The organism is Alteraurantiacibacter aestuarii, from assembly GCF_039523595.1.
GTDB lineage: Bacteria > Pseudomonadota > Alphaproteobacteria > Sphingomonadales > Sphingomonadaceae > Alteraurantiacibacter > Alteraurantiacibacter aestuarii.
Map to the genome: position 1 here is coordinate 241,064 of NZ_BAAAFP010000002.1, position 24,552 is coordinate 265,615.

Annotated in this window: 27 protein-coding genes and 1 tRNA gene; 15 read left to right on the plus strand and 13 right to left on the minus strand. The window is 61.3% G+C overall.

Going from position 1 to position 24,552, the window contains the following annotated elements; translation table 11 throughout:
- Positions 1 to 98 precede the first annotated feature (98 nt).
- Both ABDZ98_RS04750 and ABDZ98_RS04755 read left to right on the plus strand, forming a co-directional pair.
- Positions 99 to 1,610 carry a TIGR00341 family protein gene (locus ABDZ98_RS04750; protein ID WP_160589286.1) on the plus strand — a complete coding sequence of 504 codons (1,512 nt, stop codon included), beginning with the start codon at positions 99 to 101 and terminating at the stop codon, positions 1,608 to 1,610.
- A gap of 11 nt (positions 1,611 to 1,621) precedes the next feature.
- Complete coding sequence (locus ABDZ98_RS04755) at positions 1,622 to 2,017, plus strand: MAPEG family protein (RefSeq protein ID WP_160589287.1); 396 nt, start codon at positions 1,622 to 1,624, stop codon at positions 2,015 to 2,017.
- Positions 2,018 to 2,052: 35 nt separating this feature from the next.
- Here the strand turns inward: ABDZ98_RS04755 and ABDZ98_RS04760 are convergent, their stop codons facing one another.
- Positions 2,053 to 3,780 (minus strand): fatty acyl-AMP ligase, encoded by a 1,728-nt coding sequence (locus ABDZ98_RS04760; protein ID WP_160589288.1) that lies wholly within the window; start codon positions 3,778 to 3,780, stop codon positions 2,053 to 2,055.
- A 206-nt stretch (positions 3,781 to 3,986) separates the two neighbouring features.
- On the opposite strand from ABDZ98_RS04760, the gene ABDZ98_RS04765 reads away from it, so the two are divergent.
- The 4 genes from ABDZ98_RS04765 (at position 3,987) to ABDZ98_RS04780 (ending at position 5,974) form a co-directional block, all read left to right on the plus strand.
- Positions 3,987 to 4,493 carry a regulatory protein RecX gene (locus tag ABDZ98_RS04765; protein ID WP_237437302.1) on the plus strand — a complete coding sequence of 169 codons (507 nt, stop codon included), beginning with the start codon at positions 3,987 to 3,989 and terminating at the stop codon, positions 4,491 to 4,493.
- Positions 4,483 to 4,992, plus strand: a complete 510-nt coding sequence (locus ABDZ98_RS04770; protein WP_343806018.1) for a DUF192 domain-containing protein — start codon at positions 4,483 to 4,485, stop codon at positions 4,990 to 4,992. Before ABDZ98_RS04765 ends, ABDZ98_RS04770 begins: the two co-directional genes overlap by 11 nt.
- Before the next feature lie 65 nt (positions 4,993 to 5,057).
- Entirely contained in the window at positions 5,058 to 5,456 is a 399-nt protein-coding gene (locus ABDZ98_RS04775; protein ID WP_160589290.1) for an NADH:ubiquinone oxidoreductase subunit NDUFA12, read from the plus strand.
- Positions 5,453 to 5,974, plus strand: coding sequence for a DUF2155 domain-containing protein (locus ABDZ98_RS04780; protein WP_337190121.1), 522 nt, complete (start codon positions 5,453 to 5,455; stop codon positions 5,972 to 5,974). Before ABDZ98_RS04775 ends, ABDZ98_RS04780 begins: the two co-directional genes overlap by 4 nt.
- Here the strand turns inward: ABDZ98_RS04780 and aat are convergent.
- The gene (gene aat / locus ABDZ98_RS04785) at positions 5,911 to 6,639 is read right to left on the minus strand and encodes a leucyl/phenylalanyl-tRNA--protein transferase (RefSeq protein WP_160589291.1); all 729 of its coding nucleotides are present in this window, start codon (positions 6,637 to 6,639) and stop codon (positions 5,911 to 5,913) included. The two genes, ABDZ98_RS04780 and aat, sit on opposite strands and share 64 nt — an antisense overlap.
- 79 nt (positions 6,640 to 6,718) lie before the next feature.
- Between aat and ABDZ98_RS04790 the strand changes: the two genes are divergently transcribed.
- Both ABDZ98_RS04790 and ABDZ98_RS04795 read left to right on the plus strand, forming a co-directional pair.
- Positions 6,719 to 6,794, plus strand: a tRNA-Trp gene (locus ABDZ98_RS04790).
- A 177-nt stretch (positions 6,795 to 6,971) separates the two neighbouring features.
- Positions 6,972 to 7,148, plus strand: coding sequence for a hypothetical protein (locus ABDZ98_RS04795; RefSeq protein ID WP_160589292.1), 177 nt, complete (start codon positions 6,972 to 6,974; stop codon positions 7,146 to 7,148).
- Between the two features lie 103 nt (positions 7,149 to 7,251).
- Here the strand turns inward: ABDZ98_RS04795 and ABDZ98_RS04800 are convergent, their stop codons facing one another.
- Positions 7,252 to 8,760: an amino acid carrier protein gene (locus ABDZ98_RS04800; protein WP_160589558.1), complete on the minus strand. Its 1,509-nt coding sequence runs from the start codon at positions 8,758 to 8,760 to the stop codon at positions 7,252 to 7,254.
- A gap of 341 nt (positions 8,761 to 9,101) precedes the next feature.
- Here ABDZ98_RS04800 and secE point away from each other — a divergent pair, with 341 nt between their 5' ends.
- Positions 9,102 to 9,305, plus strand: coding sequence for a preprotein translocase subunit SecE (gene secE / locus ABDZ98_RS04805; RefSeq protein WP_160589293.1), 204 nt, complete (start codon positions 9,102 to 9,104; stop codon positions 9,303 to 9,305).
- A 50-nt stretch (positions 9,306 to 9,355) separates the two neighbouring features.
- Positions 9,356 to 9,892 (plus strand): transcription termination/antitermination protein NusG, encoded by a 537-nt coding sequence (gene nusG, locus ABDZ98_RS04810; protein ID WP_160589294.1) that lies wholly within the window; start codon positions 9,356 to 9,358, stop codon positions 9,890 to 9,892.
- A gap of 87 nt (positions 9,893 to 9,979) precedes the next feature.
- Here the strand turns inward: nusG and ABDZ98_RS04815 are convergent, their stop codons facing one another.
- The gene (locus tag ABDZ98_RS04815) at positions 9,980 to 10,849 is read right to left on the minus strand and encodes a hypothetical protein (protein ID WP_160589295.1); all 870 of its coding nucleotides are present in this window, start codon (positions 10,847 to 10,849) and stop codon (positions 9,980 to 9,982) included.
- A gap of 316 nt (positions 10,850 to 11,165) precedes the next feature.
- Between ABDZ98_RS04815 and rplK the strand changes: the two genes are divergently transcribed.
- Both rplK and rplA read left to right on the plus strand, forming a co-directional pair.
- Positions 11,166 to 11,597 carry a 50S ribosomal protein L11 gene (rplK, locus tag ABDZ98_RS04820; protein WP_160589296.1) on the plus strand — a complete coding sequence of 144 codons (432 nt, stop codon included), beginning with the start codon at positions 11,166 to 11,168 and terminating at the stop codon, positions 11,595 to 11,597.
- 4 nt (positions 11,598 to 11,601) lie between these two features.
- Positions 11,602 to 12,297, plus strand: coding sequence for a 50S ribosomal protein L1 (gene rplA, locus ABDZ98_RS04825; protein ID WP_160589297.1), 696 nt, complete (start codon positions 11,602 to 11,604; stop codon positions 12,295 to 12,297).
- A 125-nt stretch (positions 12,298 to 12,422) separates the two neighbouring features.
- Here the strand turns inward: rplA and ABDZ98_RS04830 are convergent, their stop codons facing one another.
- Genes ABDZ98_RS04830 through ABDZ98_RS04850 form a run of 5 tightly spaced genes read right to left on the minus strand, consistent with a single transcriptional unit; the run spans position 12,423 to position 17,445 of the window.
- Positions 12,423 to 13,187, minus strand: a complete 765-nt coding sequence (locus ABDZ98_RS04830) for a competence/damage-inducible protein A (protein ID WP_160589298.1) — start codon at positions 13,185 to 13,187, stop codon at positions 12,423 to 12,425.
- An 11-nt stretch (positions 13,188 to 13,198) separates the two neighbouring features.
- Complete coding sequence (locus ABDZ98_RS04835; RefSeq protein ID WP_160589299.1) at positions 13,199 to 14,701, minus strand: flavin-containing monooxygenase; 1,503 nt, start codon at positions 14,699 to 14,701, stop codon at positions 13,199 to 13,201.
- A gap of 50 nt (positions 14,702 to 14,751) precedes the next feature.
- On the minus strand, positions 14,752 to 15,684 hold the full coding sequence (gene folD, locus ABDZ98_RS04840; protein ID WP_160589300.1) for a bifunctional methylenetetrahydrofolate dehydrogenase/methenyltetrahydrofolate cyclohydrolase FolD: 933 nt from the start codon (positions 15,682 to 15,684) through the stop codon (positions 14,752 to 14,754).
- 23 nt (positions 15,685 to 15,707) lie between these two features.
- Positions 15,708 to 16,559: a formyltetrahydrofolate deformylase gene (gene purU, locus ABDZ98_RS04845; RefSeq protein ID WP_160589301.1), complete on the minus strand. Its 852-nt coding sequence runs from the start codon at positions 16,557 to 16,559 to the stop codon at positions 15,708 to 15,710.
- Positions 16,560 to 16,572: 13 nt separating this feature from the next.
- Positions 16,573 to 17,445 carry a methylenetetrahydrofolate reductase gene (locus ABDZ98_RS04850; protein ID WP_160589302.1) on the minus strand — a complete coding sequence of 291 codons (873 nt, stop codon included), beginning with the start codon at positions 17,443 to 17,445 and terminating at the stop codon, positions 16,573 to 16,575.
- Positions 17,446 to 17,586: 141 nt separating this feature from the next.
- Here ABDZ98_RS04850 and ABDZ98_RS04855 point away from each other — a divergent pair, with 141 nt between their 5' ends.
- The 3 genes from ABDZ98_RS04855 to ABDZ98_RS04865 all read left to right on the plus strand — a co-directional run bounded on the left by ABDZ98_RS04855 (position 17,587) and on the right by ABDZ98_RS04865 (position 20,518).
- Complete coding sequence (locus ABDZ98_RS04855) at positions 17,587 to 18,288, plus strand: alpha/beta fold hydrolase (RefSeq protein ID WP_160589303.1); 702 nt, start codon at positions 17,587 to 17,589, stop codon at positions 18,286 to 18,288.
- A 38-nt stretch (positions 18,289 to 18,326) separates the two neighbouring features.
- Complete coding sequence (gene desA / locus ABDZ98_RS04860) at positions 18,327 to 19,751, plus strand: syringate O-demethylase (RefSeq protein ID WP_160589304.1); 1,425 nt, start codon at positions 18,327 to 18,329, stop codon at positions 19,749 to 19,751.
- A 119-nt stretch (positions 19,752 to 19,870) separates the two neighbouring features.
- Complete coding sequence (locus ABDZ98_RS04865; RefSeq protein WP_160589305.1) at positions 19,871 to 20,518, plus strand: hypothetical protein; 648 nt, start codon at positions 19,871 to 19,873, stop codon at positions 20,516 to 20,518.
- 3 nt (positions 20,519 to 20,521) lie between these two features.
- Here the strand turns inward: ABDZ98_RS04865 and ABDZ98_RS04870 are convergent, their stop codons facing one another.
- The 4 genes from ABDZ98_RS04870 to ABDZ98_RS04885 all read right to left on the minus strand — a co-directional run bounded on the left by ABDZ98_RS04870 (position 20,522) and on the right by ABDZ98_RS04885 (position 24,498).
- On the minus strand, positions 20,522 to 21,274 hold the full coding sequence (locus ABDZ98_RS04870) for an IclR family transcriptional regulator (RefSeq protein ID WP_160589306.1): 753 nt from the start codon (positions 21,272 to 21,274) through the stop codon (positions 20,522 to 20,524).
- Positions 21,275 to 22,399, minus strand: a complete 1,125-nt coding sequence (locus ABDZ98_RS04875; RefSeq protein ID WP_160589307.1) for a uroporphyrinogen decarboxylase/cobalamine-independent methonine synthase family protein — start codon at positions 22,397 to 22,399, stop codon at positions 21,275 to 21,277.
- A gap of 106 nt (positions 22,400 to 22,505) precedes the next feature.
- Positions 22,506 to 23,519: a DUF8021 domain-containing protein gene (locus ABDZ98_RS04880; RefSeq protein WP_160589308.1), complete on the minus strand. Its 1,014-nt coding sequence runs from the start codon at positions 23,517 to 23,519 to the stop codon at positions 22,506 to 22,508.
- A gap of 31 nt (positions 23,520 to 23,550) precedes the next feature.
- Positions 23,551 to 24,498, minus strand: a complete 948-nt coding sequence (locus tag ABDZ98_RS04885) for a DUF8021 domain-containing protein (protein ID WP_160589309.1) — start codon at positions 24,496 to 24,498, stop codon at positions 23,551 to 23,553.
- Positions 24,499 to 24,552 lie beyond the last annotated feature (54 nt).

Genomic DNA, 24,552 nt, shown 5'->3' on the forward strand with positions numbered 1-24,552 from the left:
ACATATCTACTGTATTAGGAAGGCAAGACACGCATTTCAAGCGTTCCACTTTCCCATCCATCTGCATATACCGTGCTTTCCCTCTGGAGGCGATGGTAATGGCAAGTGACGCGCCCGCGGGGCGGACAGAAAATTTCGGGCGGGTTGTCAGAAGCTGGCAACGTTGGTGGCGCAGTTCGGTCACAAGCTCTGTCGATCAGGCCGCCGTTATCGAAAAGCGCCGGGCGGAATGTGAGCTGAGCTCGCGCTATCTGCTGATGATTTCCATGTCGGCGGGCATTGCCATCCTGGGCCTGCTGCTATCCTCTCCGGCGGTGGTGATCGGCGCTATGCTGCTGTCTCCGCTGATGGACCCGATCATGGGCGTGGGCTTTGCCCTGGCTGTCGGTGATTTCCAGTGGCTGCGGCAGTCCGCCCGCTCGCTGGCGATCGGCACGCTGTTTGCGGTGCTGTTCTGCGCGATCGTGGTGTTCATGTCGCCGTTGCAGACGCTCACTTCAGAAATTGCCGCGCGCACCCGGCCCAATATCTTCGATCTTCTGGTGGCGCTGTTTTCCGCCGTGGCTGGCGGGTATGCAATCATTCGCGGCCGTGAGGGCACGATTGTGGGTGTGGCCATCGCCACCGCCCTGATGCCGCCGCTGGCGGTGGTGGGATATGGTCTGGCAACCTTCAACTGGACGGTCTTTTCCGGCGCCCTGCTGCTATTCGTCACCAACTTGATGACTATTGCGCTGACCGCTGCGGTGATGGCGCGGCTGTATGGCTTCCGCACCAATCTTTCCGAAAAGCAGACGCATCTGCAATCCGCCCTGATCCTTCTTGCCTTCGTGACGCTGGCAATCCCGCTGTACATCTCGCTGCGGCAGATTGTGTGGGAAACCAACGCCACGCGGCAGATCAATTCGGTGGTGCTGGAAGCCTTCGATGACCGGGCCCGGCTGTCGCAGATCGAGACCAATCTCAACACTGAGCCAATCCAGGTTTCGGCCACGGTGCTGACCCCCGAACTCAACAGCGATGCAGAGCGTATCACCGCCCGCGCGATGAGCCGGACACTGGGTGAACCGGTCGACGTGCAATTGACCCAATACCGCGTTGGCACCAGCGCGCAGGCGGCGGAACAGGCTCAGCTTTCGGCCACGCTGGCCCGGCAGGAGGCAGATCTTGCCAAGGCCGAGACTCTGGCGGATCGTCTGGCGCTGATCGCCGGCGTGAGCACAGAGGCTGTAACGGTGGACCGCGAGCGCCGCCGGGCCACGGTAACAGCGCGCCCGCTGGAAGGGGCCACGCTGGGCGCTTACAGGGAACTGGAACGCCGGATTGCTTCGCGTGAGCCTGACTGGAACATTCGCCTGATCCCGCCCGCCCGTGCCTTGCCGCGGCTTGCCTTCAATGGTGAGGAGATGGCGCCATCGGCCCAGCAGGGCATTGGCCTGATCGAATGGGCGGTGCAGCGGGTTGGCTTACCGGTCCGGCTGGAAGGCCGCAGGGATGCCGTGGAGCTTGTCCGCCTCGCCCTGGCTGAACGCGGCGTCGTGGCCCAGACTGCGGCCAGCGGCGGGGGTTACGGCGATGTCAGCGTGGTCTGGTCCACGCCTGAGGAATAGGAACCACGCAGATGCCAGCCGAACTTACCGTCCTTGCGCTCAGCACGCTGCTGGCACTGGCGCACATCATGATCGCCATACGCTACAAGACGCAGCAATATGGCACCGGCTGGAACATGGGCGCGCGCGATGAGGATCTGCCGCCGCTGAATGACATTGCCGGACGGCTGGACCGCGCGCGCGGAAATTTCCTGGAAACCTACCCCATCGCCATCGCCCTGCTGCTGGGCGTCTTCGTGGCAGGCAAGGCGGATGGCCTTACCGCCATCGCGGCATGGGTGTGGCTGGGAGCAAGAGTGATCTACCTGCCGCTCTATTGGGCAGGCATTCCGGTGGTGCGCACACTGGTGTGGGGCGTCAGCCTGCTGGCGCTGGTGGTGCTGATCGGCGTTCTGCTGCTGGGCTAGCGCGTCCGTTCGCGACCGCCCGCGCCCGACCAGCCTCAGGCAGCCAGTTCGAACGGAGCGATTTCACCCGACAGGTAGAGCTTCTTGGCCTTGGCGCGGCTCAGCTTGCCACTGCTGGTGCGCGGCAGAGTGCGCGGGGGCACCAGTTCGACCACACAGTTCATGCCGGTGATCGCACGCACCTTGTCGCGGATTTCGTTGCGCAGCTTTATCCGTTCGTCAGGATCGGACACGCGGCAATGGACCAGCACGGCGGGAGCTTCCTCGCCATTTTCAGTCTCGACCGCAAAGGCGGCGATGTCGCCATGGTTGAAGCCGGGCAGTTGTTCCACCGCCCATTCGATATCCTGCGGCCAATGGTTCTTGCCATTGATGATGATCATGTCCTTGGCGCGGCCGACGATGAACAGATAGCCGTTCGCCATATAGCCCATGTCGCCGGTATCCAGCCAGCCATCGACCAGGCATTCGGCAGTCGCTTCCGGGTTGCGGAAATAGGAATGCATCACGCTGGGGCCGCGGCACCAGACCTTGCCGATCTGGTGATCCTTGCGCGGCTTGTCGTTCTCTCCGCGAATTTCGACATCCATGTCGGGCAGCGGCTTGCCGCAATTGACGATGGCGCGGTAGCGGGCGGGGCGCGAAAGATCGCGGGGAGAGCCGGACAGGCGCTCTTCCTCCACCAGTTCAACGCGAATGCCTTCGCCCGGCGGCATGACGGTGACCGCCAGCGTCGCCTCTGCCAGGCCATAGCTGGGGGTGAAGGCGCTGGCCTTGAACCCGGCATCGGAGAAGGCGTTGACGAAATTCTGCATCACGTCCGGGCGGATCATGTCCGCACCATTGCCGGCCAGTCGCCAGCGCGAAAGGTCGAAGCGGTCGGCCACATGGCTCTGGCTGGAAATGCGCCGCGCGCAGATGTCATAGCCGAACGTGGGTGAATAGGAGAGCGTGGTGCCCTTGTTGCGGCTGATCAGGTCCAGCCATGCCAGCGGGCGGCGCGCGAAATGTTCGGTCTTGAGGTAATCCACGCTGACCTGGTTGGCGATCAGCGACAGGAAACAGCCGACCAGCCCCATGTCATGATACCACGGCAGCCAGCTGACCACCCGGTCATTGCTGCCGATTTCCATGCTGGCGGCGTGGCCATACAGATTGTGCAGCAAAGCCCGGTGGGTGACCGCCACGCCTTGCGGGAAGCGGGTCGATCCGCTGGAATATTGCAGGTAGCAGATATCCTCAGGATCGGCCTTGGGCAGATCGACCACGGGCGCCGGGCGCTGGGCCAGCTCATCCCAGTCGATGCCTTCGCAGCCTTGCCGTTCAGCCGCCGCAGCCGCCATCTCGGCAATTTCCGGCGGGTAGATCAGCATCTTGGGATCGGAGCTTTGCAGCTGCACGGAAAGCTGATCGATGTAGCTGTCCTTGCCGCCAAAAGTGGTCGGCAGCGGCAGCGGCACCGGCCATGCGCCCACAAAGGTGCAGGCGCAGAACAGCGCTGCGAATTCCGGTCCGGTTTCGGCAATCAGCGCCACCCGGTCAGACTTGGTTACGCCCGCGGCAACCAGGCGATAGGCCATGGCCATGGCATCGTCACGCATCTCGCTATAGCGATAGACGCGGTGCAGCGTGCCGCGCATGTCGTGAAAGTTCAGGCCCTTTTCGCTCTTCGCGGCATAATCCACCGCGTCATTGAACGTGGCGAAATCTGCGCGGATTCGCGGCAGGGCGCAATCATTGGGGGTAGGTGTCAATTCTGTCATAGGAACTTGCGGCGACCCTCGTTCTGCACGCTCTGGTGGCGCTTCCCTCATCGAAAAAAGGGAGCCGACTGGATGGTCGACCCCGCAACAAACTTTCCCATTTGTCAGGAAGTGTGGCACGAATAAGGCCGATGGCTCCTTATAGACAAGACTGTAAGCAGGAAAAGAGGGTAAAAAAGCCTCTCGATGCGGCACGATTGCAGGAGATGGCGCTCGCCTATGTGGCGCGTTACGCCACTTCTTCGGCCAAACTGGAGCGATATCTGGCGCGCAAACTGCGCGAGCGCGGCTGGGCAGAGAATTTACCGCCGCCTGATATTTCTGCGCTGGTCGATCGTTATGTCGAGCTGGGTTATATCGATGACGAGGCCTTTGCCCGGGCAAAAAGCGGCAGTCTGATGCGGCGCGGATATGGCAACCGCCGAGTCGATCAGGAGCTGGGGCAGGCGGGTATTTCCAGCACAATACGCGAAGATGTGCGCGCGGGCGAGGCAGAGCAGCGCCACGCCGCACTGGCGCTGGCCCGCAAACGGCGCTTTGGCCCCTTCGCCAGGGACCCATCAGACAGGGATCGGCGCGAAAAGCACATCGCGGCCATGCTGCGGGCGGGCCACAGTCTCGACAGCGCCCGCGAAATGGTGGATGCAGCCAGCGAACAGGCCGCGCTGGAATGGGCGCATGAACTGGACGAGGAATTGCATGATGAAGACTGACAGGCTGCTGGGCATGGCGGCGGCGGCTTTCGCCCTGGCGCTGGCCGCCTGTTCGACGCAGGCCGCAACCGATGCGCCGCTCAGTCCGGCGGCGCAGGAAGCCGGTGTCCATCCTGTTTCGGGCCTTACGGTCATCCCGCTGACGATAATTTCCGGAACTTCCGGCGATCAGACGCATGCATTTCGCGTGGAAGTGGCCGCTTCGCCCGGGGAGCAGCAGATGGGCCTGATGTTCCGCACGGAAATGGGCGCGAATGAGGGAATGATCTTCCCGCTGGCGCAGGTTCGCATGGCCAGTTTCTGGATGCGCAACACGGTGATCCCGCTGGATATCATCTTCATCGGGCCGGACAATCGCATCATCAATATCGCCCGCGATGCCACGCCTTATTCCGAACAGCCGATACCGTCCGATGCTCCGGCAGCAGCCGTGCTGGAGCTGAACGCGGGACGGACCGCCGAACTGGGCATAGAAGCGGGCGACACGGTGCAATGGTAAGCACTCGGATGTGCTTGCGCCCCGCGGGTAAAAACGGCTAGGCGCGCGGCCATGGGAACGACATCATGAGCATCTTGGGTAAAATCTTCACCTGGTGGGACGGTGCCACCATCGGCACATCCTTGTGGTCTGCGCGCAATGGCGAGCAGGTCGGCACGGATGGGCAGGGCAACAGATATTACCGATCAAAGCGGGTCAAGGACGGCGCGCGGGAGCGGCGCTGGGTCATCTATAATGGCGCCAACGATGCCAGCCGCGTACCGGCGGAATGGCACGGCTGGCTGCATGGTTCCTATGACGAACTGCCCGAAAGCCATCTGCCCGCACCCAAGATCTGGGAAGTGGACTACTCCCCCAATGCCACCGGCACGCAGGACGCCTATCGTCCCGCCGGCGCGCTGGAGCGCGGCGGCAAGCGGGCACCGGCCACGGGCGATTACGAAGCCTGGACACCGGAGGCGTGAAGCGATTGCGCCTCGCTGCGGCCGTAGCTGTGGCCGGGGCGGGGCTGCTGTCCCTGGCGGCATGCGGCAGCGGCGCGCCGGAGCCCGAGGCCGAACAGACCGAAATTCCCGAGGAACTGGCGGGATCCGATCTGCCCCCGGTCGAGGTTGATCCGGGCCTTGGCACACCGCTGGAAGAGCGGGTCGCCACGATCGGTCTGATCAACAAGCGCAACAATATCTCTCGCGATATCGAGATGAAGCCGGGCGAATCGCGCCGCATCGATGATGTCATCATCCGCCTTGCCGCCTGTGAGCGCACGGCCCCATGGGAAACCCCAGCGCTGACGGGTGCCTTTGTCCAGGTGCTGGTGCAGGAGCGGGAGGAGGCCGGGTCCGATCCGGAATGGAAACGGATCTTTTCAGGCTGGCTCTACAAGGAAGCGCCTGCCGTCAACGTGGTCGAGCATCCGATCTATGACGTCTGGGTCAAGGACTGCGCGATGAGCTTCCCGGGTGAGGAAGACACCCCTTCCTGACCTGATCGTTCCTGACCCGAGCGGGCCAATTCCAGCAGCGCCCTGTGCGCTGCGGGCAGGTCTGCCGGGAAATGATCGGCGCAGGCATCTGTCAGCAATTCCAGATACTCGTCGCGCGTCACCGTGCGCGCGCCCAGCGATGCCAGGTGCCCGGTCAGGAACTGGCAGTCCAGCAGGCGGTATCCGGCCAGCCGCATCAGCGCGACCAGCCACGCCATCGCCACCTTGGAGGCATCGGTAGCGTTGCTGAACATGCTTTCCCCGCAGAACACCCGGTCAAAGCTCACCCCGTAAAGGCCGCCAACCAGCGCGCCGTCCTGCCAGCATTCCAGCGAATGGGCGTGGCCGGTCTCGTGAAGCTGGATATAACTCGCCTCGATCCGCTGGCTGATCCATGTGTCGGGATGGTCGGGCCGTGGCTGGGCGCAGGCGCGGATCACGGCGGGAAAGTCCTGGTTGCAGGTGACGGTAAACCGGTCCTGTCGCAGCACCTTGGCCAGCGAGCGGGACAGCCTGAAATGATCGAGCGGGATCACCGCCCGTTCGCGCGGCTCCACCCAGAACAGCTCATGATCCTCACGTCCATCGGACATGGGGAACACGCCGCTGCGATAGGCCAGCAACAGCAGTTCGGCGGGCAGAACAAAGGGTATCGGTGCATGCATCAACCGCGCTCTAGCAATTCGGAACGCATCCGTCGCTTGCCATTGATGAGAAGGCGCTATAGAGGCGCACTCCGCCTGCAGGGGTGTAGCTCAGTTGGTAGAGCATCGGTCTCCAAAACCGAGGGCCTGCGGTTCGAGTCCGCACACCCCTGCCATTTACCGGTGGTGCCATTTACCTGTGGCGCCATTTACTTGTGGATCATTGGTCCGCCTCTCTTTGAGAATCACCCATGGCGGGCATAGCCATGCACGGTCGGGTATTTCGCTTTGCGCGGGAACCTGGCCGGCCCTTCGGCATTTCATGCCGCGGGGGTGCTATAAGGAGCAGTCACATGGCGAAGATTTTTCGTTCAGCACGGACAGTTTCAGGCCAGCTAGGCTCAGGGCGGGCAAATATTTCCCGTCGCGCCCGTGCTCAGGTCGACATGGCCTTTCCCCACGCATCGCATGGTCCGATCCTGCCGATGGAAGAACCAGGCTTCTTCGCGCGGCTGTTCCGCCGCCACTGAAGCAGTCGGGGGCTGACCCGAAAACCTCAGCCAAAGTACAAAGGGCCGGTCATGATGACCGGCCCTTCGTGTTTGTGGTGACTTGCCTGGCCGGGGCTGCCGGTCAGTATTCGTCCGGTTCTTCAGGTGTATCGGCGAGATGGTCCGGCCCGGCCTTGCGATCGCCGCGGGCCAGCGCGAACACCACGCCAGACAGCAGCGCCAGCGCCAGCAGGTTGGGCAGGGCCATCGCCGCATTGGCGATATCTCCCAACCGCCAGACCAGCGTCAGGTCCTGCGAACTGCCGACATAGATCACCACGCACCACAGCACGCGCCAGGCCATGTGCAGCACCTTTTCGCCCTGACGGGTCGATCCCGGCACGCGGTCATAAATGAAGGTGATCGCCCGCTCACCGTAATAGGACCAGGTCAGCAAGGTGGTGAACACGAACAGGATCAGCGCGATGCTGGCGATCAGCGTGCCCAGCGGGATGGAGGCGATTTCGAACGGGAAGGCCGCAGCAAAGGCGCCGCTGGTCATGGCAAAGCCCTGAAGGTCGGAATTCCACGCGTGGCGCACAGCCTCACCGCCGGCGGTGAAATTGCCCTCCACCGTCAGCATGACCAGCGCGGTCATGGTGCAGATCACGATGGTATCGATGAACGTGCCCAGCATGGCCATGCGGCCCTGCTGTTCGGGATCGTCGGTCTGCGCCACGGCATGGGCGATAGGGGTGGAGCCCTGGCCCGCCTCGTTGGAGAACAGCCCGCGCGCCACGCCCGCACGGATCGCCAGCATGATCGCTGCGCCGATGAAGCCGCCGCTTGCCGCCTGCGTGTTGAAGGCGCCGTTGAAGATCAGGGCGAATGTTTCGGGCAGGTCGCCGAAGTTCAGGATCAGCGCGATCACCGCCATCACGATATAGGCTGCGGCCATGAAGGGGACGACCTTCTCCGCCACATTGCCGATGGACTTGATGCCGCCGATGATGACCACGAAAACCAGCACGGCAGTGATCAGGCCGCCCAGCCATTCCTCAATTCCGAACAACTCGTTCATGCCGTCTGCAACGGCATTGGCCTGAATCGAATTGCCGGTAACCAGCGCGGAAAACAGCGTGCCGATACAAAAGACGATCGCCAGCCAGGTCCATTTCGGGCCGAGGCCGATCATGATGTAGCTCATTGGACCGCCGCGATAGACGCCGTCACTGGTCCTTTCACGATAGCGGATGGCCAGCGAGCCTTCGGCAAAGGCCAACGCCATGCCGATCAGCGCGGTCATCCACATCCAGAAGATCGCTCCGGGTCCGCCCAGCGCGATGGCGGTGGCAACGCCCGCCAGATTGCCCGTGCCCACCTGGCCCGAAAGGGCGGTGGAAAGCGCGGCGAACGGGCTGATCTCACCCGAACCGGCGCTCTTGCGGCTCTTGAACAGGCCGGCAAAGGCATTGCCCAGCTTGATGATGGGATAGAACCGCAGCCCGATCATCACATACAGGCCAATGCCCAGCAGGATAATGGTCATCGGTGGCAGCGGCTGGCCGCCGATGGAAAGCCAGCCAAGGGTTTCCCCGTTCCACGTGCCACCCCAGATGAAATCGGATACATTGGTGACATGGTCGATCATGCCGACCGATTGCTGCGCTTGTGCCAAGGTGGCGACCCCCTCAAGAAATCCCTGTTTGAGCGCAAGAGGCTATAGGCAAGATGCAGGAGTGGCCAGCCCTAATGTTGCAGCTGTAACCAGCGCCGCTGGCCTGGGGCGTACCCGGTCGCAGGCGATGCAATCGGCGGGGCCATTAACGCTGCCACAAGCGTGTCTTGCCATATGCGCGCCAGCACCCTAAATAGCCCCACGTCTTCCGACATCGGAGCATCAAAGCCCCTCCCGATCCACAATCGGGGCGGCGATGGACCTATGGCGAAAGGCAAATCTGGTTTTATCGCAAGGAAGCGAAGGGCACGAATATGGCCAAGGACGGAAAGACATCGCCGGGTGAATTCATCCGGCAGGTGCGTTCGGAAACATCCAAGGTGGTGTGGCCTTCGCGCGAAGAGACCATCCGCACGTCGATCTTCGTCGGCATTCTGGTGCTGATTCTCTCGCTCTTCTTCCTTGGCGTTGATTCGCTGTTCGGCGCGCTTGTGCGCTGGCTGCTCTCGCTGGTCTGAGCGCCCGAGCGTTCCTGGCCCGACACATTTCGTAACGAAAGAGATTTCAGATGGCCCGCTGGTACATCATCCACGCTTATTCCGGCTTCGAGAACAAGGTTCGCGATTCCATCCTTTCCGAGGCCGAGCGCCTGGGTCTGTCCGATGGCGTGGAAGAAGTGGAAGTCCCCACGGAAACCGTGACCGAAGTGAAGCGCGGCAAGAAGGTTCAGGTCGAACGCAAGTTCATGCCCGGCTATGTGCTGGCCAAGCTGAACATGACCGATGACGTGTATCACCTCATCAAGAACACCCCCAAGGTCACCGGCTTCCTGGGCGCCAACAACAAGCCGCAGCCGATCACCGAGAAGGAAGCCGCGCGCTACTTCGGCGGTGTCGAGGATGCCAAGTCCGCTCCCAAGAAGCAGGTCACGGTCGAATACGATATCGGCGATCAGGTAAAGGTGCTCGAAGGTCCCTTTGCCAGCTTCAACGGCCTGGTGGAAGAACTCGATTTCGACAAGCAGAAGGTCAAGGTCAGCGTTTCGATCTTCGGCCGCGCCACCCCGGTGGAGCTGGAATTCGAACAGGTCGAACTGGTCAAGTAACGGCGCAGGCGTGACCCCGGATTTGATCCGGGGCCACCAGCAACCAACGTGCGGCCAGCGTCGGCTGGCCTTGTTGATATCTGGTTATTAGTTCCTGACCAGATAGAGAACCGAGGTCTGGTAGAAGCTGTCGATTGGCTCACCATTTTCATCCAGGGCCGGATTGAAATTGTTGCCAAGCCTGTCGCATGCCGCTTCGGCGAAGGCTTCCGGGGCATTGGGCAGCTGGACGACACATTGTGTCGCGAGTCCGCTGGCCGGCACCATCACACGCAAGGGGATGAACCCGTTGGTGCCGCGCCACGCGAGAGAGTCCGGATAGCTCTCCGTTACCGCCCTCACCGCATCGGCATTGGGAAATGCGCGCCGACTGATCAACCTTTGTTGCTCAGGGTTAAGGCCCCAACTGGCTCGCAAGTCGTCCACGCAATGACGCATTGCCTCCAGCGCTGGTCCGATCGGGCCGGTTTCGAGCCTTATTGGTCGACCCCGCCGCATTTCAACGGTGAAGGAATCGACCAGGGATTCGAACTGCAGATCAATTTGATTGGGCGCGGCAGCTTCGCCAAGGGCCTCGTTATCGGTGGGCCGAACTGCAACATTCTGTTCCTTTTCGACTTGTGCCGGAAGAAATGCCACTGAGAATTGGATAGAGCGGAACTCTCCGATTGTGCCGTTGAGAGCCCCGATGTCGGTTCGCAATTCGGTGTCAGGAGACTGTGAATAGGCAATGTTGCTGACTGGCCGCCGGTTGCGCGGTACGAGATCGCCGATCAAGCTTATCCGAAACGAGGCGAGCGAGCCATAAGAGTCGATCCGCAGGCCGAGTCCCTCTTCATTGAGCTGACCGAAATCGCGTATCAGACTGCATCTTTCTTCCCCGTAATCCAGAGTCCAATCTGATGTTGGTTCCAGGACCTTCGGTTCCGCCGCCAGTGCGGCCCCCGAAAAGAACATCGACAGGACTGCCAAATTTGCAAAATATCTCCGAATGTCCCCTACTCCTTTTCTTTAAAGCACTAAGATTATTGGCAGATATTTGCAAGGATAGTGCTTTCCCGGACCTTGCTGCGGAAATATTGTGTTGGACTGTTGGTGTTTCGATGTTTCTCATCGCTACATGCGCATGATCGGTTGATTTTTACAGATTGCGCGCCTATTCGCGCCCCTTCCCGAAAGGGAATCCATGCGGGAGGCTCGCTTGCGGGCCGTTTGTACCGCTTACCATGAGGCCCTGGGAAACCGGGGCCGACAGTGAGAAAGGAATGGTCACATGGCCAAGAAGATTACCGGCTATATCAATTTGCAGGTGCCTGCGGGCGCTGCAAACCCTTCACCCCCGATTGGCCCTGCACTGGGTCAGCGCGGCGTGAACATCATGGAATTCTGCAAGGCTTTCAACGCCTCGACCGACAGCCTTGAAAAGGGCATGCCGATCCCGACGAAGATCACCGTCTATGCCGATCGCAGCTTTACCTTCATCACCAAGACCCCGCCTGCCAGCTACCTGCTGAAGAAGGCCGCCAACCTGAAATCCGGTTCGAAAGAGCCGGGCAAGGTTGTTGCCGGCAAGGTCACCAAGTCACAGGTCAAGGAAATTGCCGAGACCAAGATGGTCGATCTCAACGCAAATGACATCGATCAGGCAATGAAGATCATCGAAGGCTCTGCCCGTTCGATGGGCTTCGAAGTGGTGGAGGGCTGACACAATGGCAAAGCTGACCAAGAAGCAGAAGACTCTGGCCGTTCTCGATGCCGAGAAGGCCTATAATGTCGATGAGGCGATTGCCCTGCTGCGTGAACACGCATCCAAGAAGTTTGACGAAACCGTCGAAGTGGCCATGAACCTGGGCGTTGACCCGCGTCATGCCGATCAGATGGTTCGCGGCATGGTGTCGCTGCCTTCGGGCACCGGCAAGGACGTGAAGGTTGCCGTGTTTGCGCGCGGTGACAACGCTGAAAAGGCTCTGGCCGCTGGCGCCGACAAGGTTGGTGCAGAGGACCTGATGGAAGACATGCAGGCCGGCAACCTCGATTATGACCGCGTGATTGCCACGCCGGACATGATGGGTGTGGTTGGCCGCCTGGGCAAGGTGCTGGGCCCCAAGGGCCTGATGCCGAACCCCAAGCTGGGCACCGTTACTCCGAACGTGGAACAGGCCGTCAAGGACGCCAAGGGCGGCCAGGTTGAATTCCGTGTCGAGAAGATGGGCATCATCCACACCGGTATCGGCAAATTGTCGTTCAAGGATGAGGACATCAAGGCTAATTTCAAGGCACTGACCGATGCCATCGTGCGGGCCAAGCCCTCGGGTGCCAAGGGCAAGTTCGTCCGCAAGATCTCGATTACCTCGACCATGGGCCCCGGCCTGAAGGTCGATTTGGCCGAAGTCGAAGGCGCCTGAGCGACCTTTCACTGAAGAACAGATAAGCAAAGGGCCGGGGGAGCGATCCTCCGGCCCTTTTTCTTTGTCAGCTGGAATGCATCGGCCTGCGTTTGCGCACACCCTTGATCCGGGACGATAACTCTTCAGATACCGCCCGGCGTGAAGTCGAAGCCCATCTCGCCCAGTCCTTCGCACAAGGTATCGACGCAGCTCGCCAGCGCGTCTGCGTCTGTGGAGCGGATCACGAAATTGGCACCGGTCTGGCCTTCGCGGAAGAACGGGTAGGAGCCGATCTGGCAATCTGCATGGGCCTTCTCCACCTCGCGCAGCAGGTCCGCCACTTCGCTTTCCTTGATCCAGCCGCCAACGGTTTCACTCAGCAGCGGCGCGCCGCCTTCCAGCGTGCCGGTCAGCGCGTCGAGCATCTGCGCGGTGATGGTGGGGACACCGGCCATCAGATGCACATTGCCGTGCTTGATGCCCGGCGCGCCGGACATGCGGTTGGGGATCAGGTCGGCACCTTGCGGAACGCGCGCCATGCGCAGGCGCGCATCGGTCAGCCCGCCTGGACGATCCCTGTAATACTCCTCCAGAATGGCGCGCGCTTCGGGGTGGATCACCACCGGAACGCCCAGGGCCTGCGCCACCGCATCGACGGTGATATCGTCATGGGTGGGGCCAATCCCGCCGGTGGTGAAGAGATAGTCATATTGATGGCGCAGCGCATTCACCGCCGCGACAATGGCATCCATATCGTCACTGACGACGCGCACTTCCTTCAGACGGATGCCCTGCACCTGCAGCCAGCTGGCAATCTGGGCGATATTCTTGTCATGCGTGCGGCCTGAGAGGATCTCGTCCCCGATAACGACCAGGGCGGCGGTCCAGATGCGGTCTGATGTGCTCATGCGAGCGAGGGTTAGGCCATTTCCGGCTGGTCCGCCACTGGGCTTTGGTCCGTGACGCGCGGTGCCAGTTCGAACTGCAGATGTCCGTCATCCACGCCATTGCGGCGAAAGTCCCGGCAATCGGCAAGGTAATCATGATTGAGCCGCCATGGCAGCGCATCGGTGCTCTTGGGAACCTGCGCCAGGTCCCGCATCAGATAGCCGGAACTGAACGGGAATGGCTCCCCCTCCACCAGCCCGTCTGCGGGCGGACGCGCGATGGCAATCTGCGTTCCGCTGGTGCGCAGGTGATTGAGCACGCGGCAGCTGTAAGCCGCGGTATTATCCGCCCGCAGCGTGAAGCTGGCGTTGAGATAGCCGAACACGAAGGTCAGGTTGGGCACGTTGGAGATCATGCAGCCGCGATAGAAGAATTCCTCACCCCAGTTGACCGGGCGGCCCTCTATGCTGACCTTGATATGGCCGCCCAGGCTGAGCTTGAGGCCGGTGGCGGTCACGATGATATCGGCGGGCAGGACTTCACCGCCCTCCAGCGCAATGCCATCTGTCTGCACCGTGTCGATCTTGGCGGTGACGATGCTGGCCTTGCCCTGCCGGATCGATTTGAACAGATCGCTGTCTGGCACCAGGCACAGGCGCTGTTCCCACGGATTATAGGGCGGGGTGAAGTCTTCGGGCGAATAGAGATCGCCCAGTTCCTTGCGCACGCCTTCGCTCAGTTTCTCGGCCGCCATGTGCGGATTGCGCCGCGCCGCGTGATAGAGGAAATCGAACAGGCGGATATTGCGCTGGCGCACCAGCCAATAGGCCAGCTTGCGCGGCAGTATCCTGCGCAGCACGCGCGCCAGCCTGTCACGCGACGGGCCGACGGACATCCACGTGGGCGTGCGCTGGAGCATGGTCACATGACCGGCCTGTTCTGCCATTGCAGGAACCAGCGTCACCGCGGTGGCACCCGATCCGATCACCACCACGCGCTTGTCCGCATAATCGAGATTCTCGGGCCAGAACTGCGGATGGACGAGCGTGCCCGCAAAACTTTCCAGCCCGGTGATCTGCGCGTCATAGGGGTGGTCGTAATCGTAATAGCCGGTGGACATGTACAGCCAGCGGGCGCGGACTTTCTCAGGGCCGTCAGGGCCTTCGACCGATACCAGCCAGCACGCCTGATCGCCTTGCCAGTCGGCGGAAATCACCGTGGTGGAGGTGCGGATATGATCGGCAATTCCGCGCTTGTGGATCACGCCGCGCAAATATTCCAGGATCGAACCGCCCGGCGCGATGGACTGGTCATCGTCCCACGGCTCGAACGCAAAACCCAGCGTCTGCATGTCGCTGTCGGAGCGCACGCCGGGATAGCGGAACAGGTCCCACGTGCCGCCCGGTTGTGCGCGCCGCTCAACCATCATGAAGCTGAGATTGGCGCATTTGTCCTGCAGATGTGCTGCCATGGAAATACCGGCAATACCGGCACCCACGATCAGCACATCACAGTCGCTCGCGTTTGATCTCATCCGCATGATCCTGTCACGCTCTGCGCGTGCTGGCAATCATGGGCTGAAGGTCAGCTGCTTGCGGCAGCCTCGGTAAACATGGAGCGCGATGGAACATCGGCATAATCGCTCGATGCCGAATTATCGCCCTGCAGCGCGCGTGCTGCCTGCACCGTATTGGCCAGCAGGCAGGCAATCGTCATCGGGCCCACGCCGCCCGGAACGGGGGTGACGGCCTTGGCGTGCTGCACTTCGTCAAAGGCGATATCGCCAACCAGCTTTTCCTTGCCGTCTTCACCCTTGATGCGGGTGATGCCAACGTCGATCAGCACAGCGCCGGGCTTGACCCAGCTGCCCTTGACCAGTTCGGGAGCGCCGGCAGCGGCCACGATGATATCGGCCTTGCGGGCGATCTCCGGCAGGTTTTCGGTATAGATATGGGTCACGGTCACCGTGCATTCGGCATCCAGCAGCAGATTGGCCACCGGCTTGCCGACGATGTTGGACTTGCCGATCACGACAGCATCCAGGCCCTTGAAATCATCGATCACGCTGCCGAGCAGGATCATCACGCCCAGCGGAGTGCACGGGACGATGCCGCCGGTGCCGGTGGACAGGCGGCCCACATTGACCGGGTGGAAGCCGTCGACATCCTTGTCCGGGCTGATCGAGCGCAGCACCAGCCGCGTATCGATATGATCGGGCAGCGGCACCTGGCACAGGATGCCGTGCACTTCGGGGTCCTTGTTGAGCTTCTCGATCAGCGCCAGCAGGTCTTCCTGCGAGGTATCGGCCGGCAGGCGGTGTTCTGAACTGTTGATGCCGACCTTTTCGCAAGCCTTGATCTTGCGGCGAACATAGACCTCGCTGGCGCCATCTTCGCCCACCAGGATCACGGTCAGGCCCGGGCGTTTCATGCCCGCTGCCACCATCTCGTCAACCTGTGCCTTGGTCTTTTCGTCCAGCGCGCGTGCAATCGCGCGGCCATCGATCTTCTCAGCCATCGTTATCCCTTTGGGTTTGTCCGTTATGCGTCAAATACGACCGTGCGGTCGCCATTGAGAAATACGCGGTCCTGCAAGTGCGACTTGACCGCCCTGGCCAGCACCCGGCGTTCCACGTCGCGGCCCTTGGCCACCAGGTCTTCCGGGCTTTCGCTGTGGCCGCAAGGCTCCACATCCTGCGCGATGATCGGACCTTCATCCAGATCCATCGTCACATAATGGCTGGTCGCGCCGATCATCTTCACGCCGCGCTTGTAAGCCTGGTGATAGGGCTTGGCGCCCTTGAAGCCGGGCAGGAAGGAGTGGTGGATGTTGATGCAGCGCCCGTTGAGGAAGGCCGTCATCTCGTCCGACAATATCTGCATGTAACGCGCCAGCACCACCAGGTCTGCACCAGTATCGGTGATGATCTTGCGGATCTGCGCTTCCTGCTGCGGCTTGGTGTCCTTGGTGATCGGCAGATGGTGATAGGGGATATCGCCCATCAGCGACGTGGTCAGCACTTCCTGCGGATGGTTGGAGATGATCGCCACCACCTCCATGTCCAGCTCACCAATGCGGTTGCGATACAGAAGGTCGCCCAGGCAGTGGTCGAACTTGCTGACCATCAGTACCACCTTGGGCAGCCAGTCCGGATCGCGCAGCTTCCATTCCATCTGGAAGTTTTCCGCAATCGCGGCAAAGTCGCGCCGCAGGTCGGCCGGGTTATTGGTCTGCGGATCGAGGACAAGCCGCATGAAGAAGCGGCCCGTCCTGCGATCGGCAAATTGCTGCGCTTCCAGGATCACGCAGTCACGATCAGCCGTGAAGCTGGAAACGCGCGAGGAAATCCCCGTGCGGATCGGGCAGGACAGGCTGAGCGTGCAGGTGGCCATGGTGCTGGCCCCCTCAGCTATGCTTGGCGTGGTATTCGTTGATCCACTCGGCAGACGCGGTCAGCGCGCCGAATGGATAGAAGTGCAGGCGCACGCGGCCATGAGCCTCGCCCAGCTTGCTGTTGAGCGAATCGACCAGCTTGTCCGGACCGGCGCGGCCGATCAGGTTGGTCAGCGATACGCCGTATTTCTTCATCACGCTGGCAGAGGCGCCAACGCCGCAGCGCTTGGCAAAGCCCAGCAGGCGCTTGATGCCGGCCGGGCCGGGCACGCCAAGGCGCACAGGCACATCGATGCCGCGTTCGCGCATCTCGGCCAGCCAGGCGACGATTGCGTCATCGTCAAAAGCGAACTGGGTGACCACCAGCGGGGTCATGCCATGGGCGCGGACGGCGGCAATCTTGCGCTCCATCCAGTCCCACAATTGCGCGGCGGTATTGTTGGGGTGGCCTTCAGGATGGCCGCCAACGCCGACGATTTCGATACCGTGCTTTTCCAGCAGGCCGGTTTCGATGATCTGCAGCGAATCGGAATAGGGGCCTTCGGCTTCGGGCGGATCGCCAGCGATGATGAAAACGCGCTTCACGCCGGCCTTCTGGGTGATTTCGCCCAGGTACCAGTCCAGCTGCTGTTCTGATTCGATGCGGCGGGCAGACAGGTGGACAATCGGCTCGAACCCGAGTTCGCGCACCAGCACGGCGGCCTCAACACGCTGCTCCAGCTCTTCGCCGGGCAGGAAGGTCACGGCAACCTGTGTGCCGGGGCGGATCAGCGGGGCTGCTTCCTTCAGGCCCTCGATCTCCTTCGCGGTCATTTCCAGCGAATAGCCGTCCACCATATTGTCGGCGGGCTTTTCCCAGTTGGGATGAATGGCGGAATAGGACATCAAAACTTCTCCTCTCGAAAGCGCGTGCAGCAGCGCCTTAGCGTCAGCCACTCTTATGACAAAGCCCCTAGCGCAATGCGATTTATTCGTATAGACGAAAATTTCATAACTGCGAATAACGGTGAATTTCCAACCTTAGTCATGCTGCTGTTTCTGCCGGGTCTGATCTGCGATTCACGCATTTATGCGCCGCAATCTGCGGCTTTCGCGGATTCGCACGTGGTCAACAGTTATGGTCTGGCCGATTCCCTGTCCGAAATGGCGCGAATCGCATTGGCCGATGCAGACCGTATCGGTGCCCAGCGCTTCGACCTGTTCGGCCATTCCATGGGCGGACGTGTGGCGCTGGAAGTCTATCGCCAGGCACCAGAGCGGGTGCGCCGACTGGCATTGGTTTCCACCGGCATTCACCCCTTGGGCGCGAATGAGCCTGCCAGCCGAGAGGCATTGATGGCGGTGGGTCATGACAATGGCTTTGAAGCGCTGGTGGATCAGTGGCTGCCGCCGATGGTGGCAGACGCAAACCGGGCCGATCCGGCAATCTACTCACCGATGCGGGACATGTGCCTGTCCATGGGGCAGGAGGTTTTCGACGCGCAGATCAATGCTTTGGTCACCCGCCCCGAAGTGGAAACCCTGTTGCCGCAGATCGCCTGCCCGACGCTGGTCATGACCGGCGAACTGGACGCATGGGCGGGGCCGCAGCAGCATGAAGCCATCGCCGCGCGCATCACCAATTCCCGCCTCGTTATCGTTCCGGGGGCTGGTCACATGATCCAGCTGGAAGCGCCGGACGCAGTAAATGAAGCAATCAAACGCTGGCTTGAAATCCCGGCATCCTGATCTAACCCTTTAACCTATCAATGGAGAGGACAGTACCGATGAGTGAACAGAACCTTCAGCAGAAGCTGGACGCACAGGCCAATGTGGTCGACTTCCTGCGTAACCAGCAGGTTGGCCCCAACACCTATCCCGGTGTTCCGGCAGAATATTCCAACTGGCGCAATGAACAGAAGGCATGGGCAGACAGCGCCGTGCTGTTCAACCAGTCCTATCACATGGTTGAGCTGTATGTTCGCGGTCCGGAAGCTCTGGCGCTGCTGGAATATACCGCCATCAACAGCATGAAGAATTTCGCCGTCAACAAGGCCAAGCAGTATGTGGCCGTGACCCCGAATGGCTATGTCATCGGTGACGAAATCCTGTTCTATCTGGCCGAGAATGAATTCAGCCTGGTGGGCCGTGCGCCCGCGCTGGACTGGATCGAATTCCATGCCCAGTATCCCAAGCCGGACGGCAGCAAGTGGGACGTGACCGTGGAGCGTGACGAACGCACCGCGCTGCGTACTGACGGTGTCCGCAAGAACTATCGCTTCCAGCTTCAGGGCCCCAACGCCATGAAGATCCTGGAAAAGGCCATGGGCCAGACCCCGCCAGATCTGAAGTTCTTCAACATGGCCCATGTCGGCATTGGCGGCAAAGACGTGATCGCTCTGCGTCACGGCATGGCTGGCCAGCCGGGCTACGAACTGTTCGGCCCATGGGCTGATTACAAGGCTGTGCATGCGGCACTGGTCGAAGCGGGCAAGGACCATGGTCTGACGCTGGTTGGCGGCCGCGCCTATTCGTCCAACACGCTGGAATCCGGCTGGCTGCCTTCGCCGTTGCCTTCGTTCTACACTGACGATTGCGACATGATGAAGGCTTTCCGCAGCTGGGCTTCGGGCACTTCCTATGCCGGCATGTGCTCGATCGGCGGCAGCTATGTTCCTGACAGCATCGAGGGCTATTACCTCACGCCGTGGGACATTGGTTATGGCCACATCGTAAAGTTCGATCATGATTTCGTGGGCCGTGAAGCGCTCGAAAAAATGAAGGACCAGAAGCACAAGCAGAAGGTTACGCTGGCGCTGGACAATGAAGAAGTCACCCGTGTGATGTCTTCGCTGTTTGCTGAAGGCGGCCGTGCCAAGTACTTCGAATTCCCCAGCGCCGTGTATGCCATGCACCCGTTTGACGAAGTGAAGATGGACGGCGAAGTGATCGGCGTTTCCACCTGGATCGGTTACTCCTCCAACGAAGGCAAGATGCTCTCGCTGGCCATGATTGATCCGGACAAGGTGGAAATGGGCAAGGAAGTGACGCTGGTATGGGGCGAACCCAATGGCGGCACGTCCAAGCCGACTGTCGAGCCGCACGAGCAGGTAGAGATCAAGGCGATCATCTCGCCGGTTCCCTATTCGAACGTCGCGCGTGACAGCTATGCTGACAGCTGGCGTCAGACAGGTGTTGGTGCCAACGCCTGATCGGTCCTGCCGATACGCAAGCTTTGGGGCGGTCACGGAAGTGGCCGCCCTTTTGCTGTCCGGCTTTGACGTCCGCTTTTGCTTGCATTCATCTGCTTTGCTGCAGACAATCCATCATCATGTTGCACAAATTCCTGCTCGCCCTTGCCGTATTGCTTCTGCCCGTATCGGCCCTTGCGCAGGGGATTGAGGGCAACTGGGACCTGCGCAGCGGGGACACCACGATCTTCCGCTTCACCATTGCCGAAGGCGATGGCGGCGAGTGGAGCGGCACCTGGCAGCGCCCGGCCAGCTTCAACACCGATGGCAATGCCTTTGCCCGCCTCAGCGGCGGGGTGGAGGACGTGCCCAGCATGACCGGGATCGAGTTTCTCGAACGGGTCGAGCTCAGCTTCGATGACCCCCGGCCCGGAGCCATTCCCGACATTTTCCGCTTTGAACTGATCGATGAAGGCCACGTGCGCATGACCTATGTCGGCACGGATCTGGAGCCTTATCTGCTGGTGCGATCAGGCGAGAATGATCCAATGGGTGACTGGGATATCACCGCCATCTATCGCCGGACGCTGCCTGCCAGCGCGGCCGATGGCGACATCAGGGTGCGCAGCAACCAGCCGGCTCTGGAACTGCGCAGCGCAAGGCCATCCGCCGCGCCGCCTCCACCGCCAGCAGACGAGCCTGTTGCCGCTGCCGAGCAAGAGGATGAAGCGCCGCAGGTAGAAGAGCCCGAAACGCGCATCGGATCCGATTTCCTCGAAGGGTTCTGAGGCCTAGCTGTCTTCCAGCAGAGAGGCTGTGCGTTCCAGCAGGTCTGCCACGCGGGCGTGCAGGTCATCGTCGAAGCGGACCTTGGGTACGGCTACCGAAAGCGAGCCGACCGCTTCCCCGCCGATTGTCACCAGCCTGCCAATACCGACGATGCCGAGCGAGAATTCCTCGTCCGTCATGGCGTATCCGGTCTTGCGGGCCTCTTCCACCTGCGCGCGCAGGCGCGGTTCATCGGTCACGGTTGCCTCGGTGAAGCTCACCCTGTCGGTCTCGGCGAAATAGCGTTCCAGCTCTTCATCGGACAGGGCGGACAGCAGCACCTTGCCCGCTGCCAGAGCATGCATCGGCAGGCGGCGGCCCTGCGGCACCGAATAACGCAGCGCCTGTTCGCTGCTTTCGGTGACGATCGCCTCGATCTCCCAATCCTGCCGCACAAAGAAGCTGGTCGTTTCATCCAGCTGCACGCGCAGCGTGCGCACCAGCGGCGCGGCGCGGTCGGCCAGGCTGAAGCTGTTGCTGCTGGCCTGCAGGCGGGCCAGTCCCGGACCGGCGGAATAGCGCCGCCCGTCGCGCGCCAGATATTGCCGCTCCACCAATGTGGACAGGAGATAGGACAGGCTGGACACCGGAATGCCCAGCGCGGTGGCGATCTCCTGCGCCACCAGCGGGCGATCGTGCGCCACCACATACTCGATGATGTCGAGCGTGCGGATCGCCGATTTGACCTGGCTGGATGGAGGGAGCGCGTCGGCCATCTATCCGATCCGCTGGTCGGCAATATCGGCGCCTGCGCGCAGGTTGGCGAGCTTCTTCCACGCCACCGCCGGGTCAATCTTGCCATAGCCTGCAAAGGTGCCGAAGCCGCAATCGCTGCTGGCGATAACACGGTCCTTGCCGGCAAATTCGGCAAAGCGTTCAATCCGTTGGGCTATCAGTTCGGGCGTTTCGATATAGTTGGAACAGCTGTCGATGAAGCCGGGAGCCAGAACCTTGCCGCTGGTATCGGCATCGCGCCAGACCTTCCATTCATGCTCGTGACGCGGGTTGGCGTGTTCGAACAAGATGGTCGCGGGCCGGGCCGAGAGGACCACGTCGATGATATCCTCCAGCGGGATATCAAAATCGTGCGGGCCTTCGTAATTGCCCCAGCACACGTGCATGCGCATCTGTTCGGGCGGGATATTGCTGGTCGCCTCGTTCAGCGCGGCAACATTGGCGCGGATGGCGGCGATGAATTCCGCGTCGCTCATGTCCTGATAGCCGGTGTGCCGGCTCATCGCCAGATCGGGGCAATCGAACTGGACCTGGAATCCTGCTGCGGCGATCGCTTCATATTCCGGGCGCATGGCGGCAACCAGATCGGCCAGATAGGCCTCGTGGCTGGGATAATACTGGTTGGGCTGGAACGCGGTGATCAGGCCGGGAGATGCGGTGTTGAGAAAGGCCCTGGTGCCCTTGCCATGCCGCTCCAGCGCCAGCTTGAACCGGCGCACATCGTCATGCAGCGGCTGGAGGTTGACCAGTTCCACCTTGTCTATCGCGCTGGCGCGGGTGAATTCCTGCGCGCCCATGATATGCGCCAGCTTCTTTGCCAGTTCGGGCACGGCGGCCAGATCCTTTGCAGGTTTGCGCGGCGTATGGCCGCCAAAGCCGGACAGGCGCTCGATAATATAGGTGGAATAGCCGACCTTGCCCAGTTCGCCATCGCTTACAATGGACACGCCGGCCTCGACCTGGTTCCGCACAGCCTCATCAATGGCGGCCTGCACCACGCGGTCAAATTCAGCTTCGTCATAGGCCTCACCCTTGTCGCGGGCGAGCAACAGCGGAACGAGCTTGGGCCCGCGGGGAAGGCTGCCGACATGGGTGGTTTCGATCACTGAATATACGCTCCTGAATGAAGCGACGTTCTTTCAGATATGCGAAATCAACGCAAGTGCGAAACGCTGGCAGTTGGCGCCCCTGCATGCACAGGGGCGCACAATTCTATTCCCCGCTGGCCCCTTCGGCGGGCGCTGCGGCATCGTCTTCCCAGCCGGTGGCGGCATTCAGATCGGCGCGGAAACCCATGGCTTCGATCTCATGCACCATGCCGTCTGCGCCCACCTTGAAGATATGCGCAGCGGGCAGATCGAACGGATCGAACGGCAGGCGTGCGGTGTCATACATGATCTTCGAACCGTCGAGCGCGGTAACCTCATAGGGTTCGAAATCCATCGGATGGCGGAAGTGCGACAGGCCCATCACCAGGCCGGTAACCGGATCTGCGGCGAAAACCCGCCGGTTATCGATGCGGGTGATATAGGCCATCACATTACTGCTCAGCTGTCCGGCACAATCGCGCGCGATGGGCGATGTGTTGTTGTTCGGACCCGCCCCGGCATCGGCACCGGCGGTGACCATGCCGTTTTCGTGCCGCTGGCAATCGGCGGAAAATGGCATCAGCGTACCGTCATTGTCATCCAGCGCGTCATAATAGCTGGCGCCGAGCGTGATCAGCGCATCATGGTCCATGCGCGCATCTGCGGGAACTTCGGCCAGCAATCCGGGGCGCGGAGTGGTGAGCCGTTCTTCCGCGCGGTCGGCGGGAACTTCGGCATACAGATGCTCGGCTTCGGCGATCTTGCCCTGATCGTCCAGTTTGAGGCGGATGGCCACCACGGTGGGCACGCCCGCGCGTTCGATCATGCCGAGCCAGCCGGCGGTCTGGTTGATCTCATCAGGCACGGTCACGCCGAAATCGGTGCCCGCTCCGGTGGTGTCAGCCCACAGGCCTTCACCGGCGTGAATGCGATGCAGGTTCTCGACGATCTTTGCCTCGTCCGCAAAGGTGATGCCCTCGGCATTATTGCCTTCGATTCCGGCCACATAGTTTGCTGTCAGGTCGATCAGGCAGGCGCGGTCGCAAACAGGTGCGGCCTCTTCCGTCGCGGTTTCCCCGCAGGCGGTCAGTGCAGTGGCAAGCAGCAGGCTACCGGCGAATGTAAGTGTCTTTCTCATTGTCATCCCTCCCAAGATTTCATGTGACGCATTACCAGCCGCTGGGCATGCCATAGGGCACTGTCGTCAGCACCGCCTCGATCTGGCGGATGCGGCCATCGCGGATCTTGAACACCTCCGCGATAACGAAGCTGAATGGCTGGCTGAATGGACCCGAGACCGGCTGCACCGTGCCATCCGGGCGGCCATATTCGGGCACTGCACCGGCATGATCGAAGAAGCCAAGCGCATAGACCAGCCCGTGCTCCTCATCGACAATGGGAAAGCGCCGTGCGCGGATATTGGTGACGATCACCTGAAAGCCAGTATCGAACTGCGCCTTGCAGCCGAGTGCCTGCATCGATCCGGGTTCAGCGGTGGGCGAATTGGCCATGTAGCCACCGTTCTCCAGCCGCTGGCAATCGGGATCGAAAGGCACGTTGGCGCCCGTCACTTCGCTGTCCAGCCCGGTGAAATAGGCATTGGCGGCCGCAATCAGTTCGCTGCGGCTGGAGCGGGTTTCAACAGGCTCAATCTCGTTGAAAATCGGGAAAGGCTCGGACCTGGGTTCAGGACTGCCAAAGCCGCTGGGGCCGGAGATACTGCGCACCACCAGGTTCTCGATCTCGGTAATCCGGCGATTCTCCACCTTGATGCGGGTGGAAAAGAAATTCTCATTCGTGCCTTCGGTAACCACGCCCAGCGTGCCGATCTCACCCGCTTCCACATCGACAATATCGAAACGATAGGATGGCGCGGCGCGCACGGTCTGCCACAGGCCGTCGGTGATCGCGAGAGTCACCCCGTTCTCGGTATATTTGATATCGTTGCTGAGCGGCAGCTGGCCCGAATCATGCGCGATCAGGGCGTCGAAATACTGGTCCATCATGCCTGTCAGGCAGGCGCGGTCGCATGTCGCGCCAATCTGCGCAGCCGCGCTTTGCGGCGCCAGCAGGCTCGCCCCGGCCATAGCAGCGGCCATCACCAATGTGGATTTCATTCGCTTCCCTCCCATTCCCCGTGCGGAATGTGCCGGGGGTGAGCGCGCTTGGCA